We start from the raw sequence: 3,161 nt of genomic DNA, 5'->3' as shown, positions 1-3,161 counted from the left end.
CCTTGAACGAGCTCGCCGGGCGCGACATCACCGCCGACGCCGGTGCCGGTGCCGCGGGTGGGCTCGGCGCCGCGCTCCTCGCGCTGGGCGGCGGGCGCGTGTCCGGGGCGACCGTCGTCGCCGAGGCCACCGACCTCGACGCCGATGTCGCGGCCGCCGACCTCGTCGTCACCGGCGAGGGCAGGTTCGACTCCCAGACACTCCGCGGGAAGGTCGTATCGGCCCTGCACAATGCCGCGTCGACGACGGGCGCAGGGGGTGCCGGGGCGCAGACGCTGGTCCTGGCGGGACAGGTTGCGCTGTCCCGGGTCGAGATCGAGGAGGCCGGCATCGCGGGTGCGCACGCCATCGTCGACGTCGCCGGATCGGTCCAGGTCGCGATGAACGACGCAGAGAACCAGCTCGTGAAGCTCGCGGGAACGGTCGCGGGCACTTTCGGCGGTGGGTGACCTCGATACGCGGCACCCTCGCTGCGCTCGGTCGGCGCTACTCGGCCGGCAGGAACGAACGCCGGTCGCGGTGGGCGAGGAGCGTGCGACGAGCCATATCGAAACCAGGTCCGAATAGGCGGGAATAGTCCTGGAAGGAGTACGGTTGTACGCACGGGCACAACCGGTCGACCTCCCGGCGAGCGGGGTGTTTCCCGATCATGCGCGAGCAGAGGGCTCCGCGACGAGATCGGACCACGTCACACCGGGACCACACCACTACAGGAGCATCAATGACCGTGCAGAATGAAACGAGCACTGCCACCGGCGTCATCCTGAGCGACGCAGCCGCCTCCAAGGCGAAGGCACTGCTCGAGCAGGAAGGTCGCGACGACCTCGCGCTGCGCATCGCCGTGCAGCCGGGTGGATGTGCTGGTCTGCGCTACCAGCTCTTCTTCGACGATCGCACCCTCGACGGCGACATCACCTCGGACTTCGGCGGCGTCACGCTGGCCGTCGACCGGATGAGTGCTCCCTACGTCCAGGGCGCCACCATCGACTTCGTGGACACCATCGAGAAGCAGGGCTTCACCATCGACAACCCGAACGCCACCGGCAGCTGCGCCTGCGGTGACTCGTTCAACTGAGTCGAACACGTCTTCCGACACCGGCCGTATCCCGATTCGGGATGCGGCCGGTGTCGTGTGTCGGGGCAGTGGGTAGCGTGAACAGCTGTCCGACCAACCAACCGAAGGGCTGAGAACGCCAGTGGCAATCGTTGTATGCGGCTCCATCGCAACCGACCATCTGATGAAGTTCCCCGGAAAATTCTCCGAGCAGCTGCTCGGAGATCACCTCGAGCACATCTCACTCAGCTTCCTCGTCGAGGACCTCGTCGTCCGGCGCGGCGGCGTCGGGGGCAACATCTGCTACGCCATGGGCCAGCTCGGCGGCAACCCGGTGCTCGTCGGTGCGGTCGGCTCGGATTTCCATGACTACCGCAAGTGGCTCGAGTCCTACGGCGTCGACTGCCGAGGCGTCCGGGTCTCCGAGACCCATCACACCGCCCGGTTCATGTGCACGACCGATGAGACGATGGCACAGCTGGCCACGTTCTACGCCGGCGCCATGAGTGAGAGCCGCGACATCTCTCTCACCGACGTCATCGCCGAGACCGGTACGCCGGAACTCGTGCTGATCGGCGCCGACGACCCGGCCGGAATGCTCAGCCACACCGAGGCCTGCCGGGCCGCCGGTATCCCGTTCGCCGCCGACCCCAGCCAGCAACTGGCCCGTCTCGACGGTGAGCAGGCCCGGACCCTCATCGAGGGTGCCGACTACCTGTTCACCAACGAATACGAGTGGGGTCTGCTGCGTCAGAAGACCGGTCTGTCCGAGGCGCAGGTCGCCGAGATGGTCGGCGTGCGCGTCACCACCCTGGGCAAGGACGGCGTCGAGATCGTCGACCGCGACGGCACCCGCATCCACGTCGGGGTCGTCCCGGAGACCGAGAAGGTCGACCCGACGGGCGTCGGCGACGGTTTCCGCGCCGGCTTCCTGTCCGCGCTGTCCAAGGGACTCGGCTTCGAGCGCGCCGCGCAGGTCGGTTCGATGGTCGCCGTGCTGGTGCTCGAGACCGTGTCCACGCAGGACTGGTCCTGGGACATCGAGACCGCTCTCGCCCGCATCGAGGGTGCCTACGGCGCCGAGGCTGCAGCGGAGATCAAAGCCGCCTTCTGAGAAGCTCTTTCGGAACGGGTGGTGCGGGCTACGGCCTGCGCCACCCGTTTTCGTCGTACTCGGGGCGGTGAGCGGTCTGACATTGCCGTCGTGGGCGATGGTGTGCCAACGTGGAGGCAGAGTCCGTTCTACTGGACTCCCGGACGAGGGGTGCTGTACCCGGTGTGCGACAAGACGGCCCACAGGAGGCTGTCATGTCGTGGATGATTCTGGTGCTGTCCGGTGTCTTCGAGGCGGTCTGGGCCACCGCGCTCGGCAAGTCCGAGGGATTCACCAAACTCGGACCGACCATCGTCTTCTTCGTGGCACTCGCCATCAGCATGGGCGGCCTGGCGTATGCGATGCGCGATCTGCCGGTGGGTACCGCCTACGCCGTCTGGGTCGGCATCGGTGCGGTGCTGACCGTCGTCTACGCGATGTCCACCGGTGAGCAACCGGTCTCGCTGGTCCAGTCGTTGTGCCTCGTGATGATCGTCGGCGGGGTCATCGGGTTGAAGCTGGCGCACTGACCTTGCTCCATGAGTGAGGGGTGGCACGCCTTCGGCCTCGATCCCTGAGGAGCGTCCGGAGCCTGCGGAGGACGCGTCACGAAGGGCCGGCGAGATCGGCTCACCAGGCCTTCGAGGCTCGTCGCTGGCGCTCCTCGCACCTAGTAATAGCTCGAAGGTTGTGAAATACGGGACATCCTCCTGTTGTGGTCGTAAGGGCTTGGTGTCCCAACCACAACAAGGAGGATGTCGATGTCTGACGCTAGTCCCTTGAGTCGAGGAACGAAACGCCGAAACGACCGTTTGAGCCGACTGCGGGAGATCGTGCGCCGCGATTACGCGGTGGTGGCGATTGATCTGGCAGCCAAGAAACAGGTGATCGTCGTCGCCGATCATGACTCCCGCGTGCTGGCCCGCAAGACCTTTGCCTGCACCCCGTGGAAATTGGGGTCGGCGATTCAGTGGAGTCGTGCCCAGGCTGAGGCGGCCGGGTTCACCGGCATCG

General features: G+C 66.5%; 5 protein-coding genes and 1 riboswitch. All 5 genes read left to right on the top strand.

Features of this window, described 5'->3' with window-relative positions; translation table 11 throughout:
• A partial coding sequence (locus LQD00_RS02665; protein WP_232715557.1) for a glycerate kinase occupies positions 1 to 449 on the top strand: 449 nt, incomplete at its 5' end.
• Positions 450 to 721: 272 nt separating this feature from the next.
• On the top strand, positions 722 to 1,075 hold the full coding sequence (locus tag LQD00_RS02660) for a HesB/IscA family protein (RefSeq protein WP_005200132.1): 354 nt from the start codon (positions 722 to 724) through the stop codon (positions 1,073 to 1,075).
• Between the two features lie 121 nt (positions 1,076 to 1,196).
• Positions 1,197 to 2,168 carry a carbohydrate kinase family protein gene (locus LQD00_RS02655; protein ID WP_232715556.1) on the top strand — a complete coding sequence of 324 codons (972 nt, stop codon included), beginning with the start codon at positions 1,197 to 1,199 and terminating at the stop codon, positions 2,166 to 2,168.
• Between the two features lie 116 nt (positions 2,169 to 2,284).
• Positions 2,285 to 2,352, top strand: a riboswitch (guanidine-III (ykkC-III) riboswitch).
• Between the two features lie 10 nt (positions 2,353 to 2,362).
• A complete protein-coding gene (locus tag LQD00_RS02650; RefSeq protein WP_232715555.1) occupies positions 2,363 to 2,677 on the top strand; it encodes a DMT family transporter in 315 nt (104 codons plus the stop codon).
• A 303-nt stretch (positions 2,678 to 2,980) separates the two neighbouring features.
• A partial coding sequence (locus tag LQD00_RS02645) for a hypothetical protein (RefSeq protein ID WP_232715554.1) occupies positions 2,981 to 3,161 on the top strand: 181 nt, incomplete at its 3' end.

The sequence above is a fragment of the Gordonia metallireducens genome (assembly GCF_021245825.1).
Lineage (GTDB): Bacteria > Actinomycetota > Actinomycetes > Mycobacteriales > Mycobacteriaceae > Gordonia > Gordonia namibiensis.
Note: the sequence above shows the minus strand (reverse complement) of the source record. Positions and strands in the feature narration are given on the sequence as shown.